The following is a 481-nucleotide window of genomic DNA, read 5'->3' as shown; positions in this document are numbered from 1 at the left end:
CCATCGTCGCCTCCAACAGCGTCTTCTCTTCGATCGAGGGCGCATTCGCCGCCAACGACGACGTCGGCAAGGTCGCCACGATCATCCAACAGAGTTACTGAGAAGCGATCACGGGCGAAGGGTCTGCGCAGTCCGAGAGGCGCAACGCGAAGCGCAGTCGCTCGCCCCCGTTGTGTGAAGTCGTGCCGTCGACGGTGAGGCCCAGCGCGGTCGCGACGCGGACCGAGGGAAGGTTGTCCTCACGGATGACCGCGAGCACGACGGCAGAGGCATCGCGGGCAGCGACGGCCTCGATCGCCGCTGCCCCGGCCTCACGCGCGAACCCTTTGCCCCATGCGACGGGCCGAAAGCGGTAGTAGAGGTTGTACGCGGCGTGGCCGGCATCGACGACGCCGGAGAGGCGCACCCCCGCCACCCCGATCGCGGGCTCGCCACACGCCTGGGACACCATCCAGTAGCCGATCCCGTCGCGGTCCCAGTC

At 68.6% G+C, this 481-nt stretch carries 1 protein-coding gene; it reads right to left on the bottom strand.

The genetic code is table 11. From position 1 onward, the window contains the following. Window positions 1-94 precede the first annotated feature (94 nt). Window positions 95-481 (bottom strand): GNAT family N-acetyltransferase (locus tag D7Y13_RS42280; RefSeq protein WP_147452680.1); only part of this gene is annotated, 387 nt, incomplete at its 5' end.

This window comes from Corallococcus praedator, assembly GCF_003612125.1.
Classification (GTDB): Bacteria; Myxococcota; Myxococcia; order Myxococcales; family Myxococcaceae; genus Corallococcus; species Corallococcus praedator.
The sequence above is the reverse complement of the archived record's forward strand: the minus strand, read 5'-3'. Positions and strand labels throughout refer to the sequence as shown.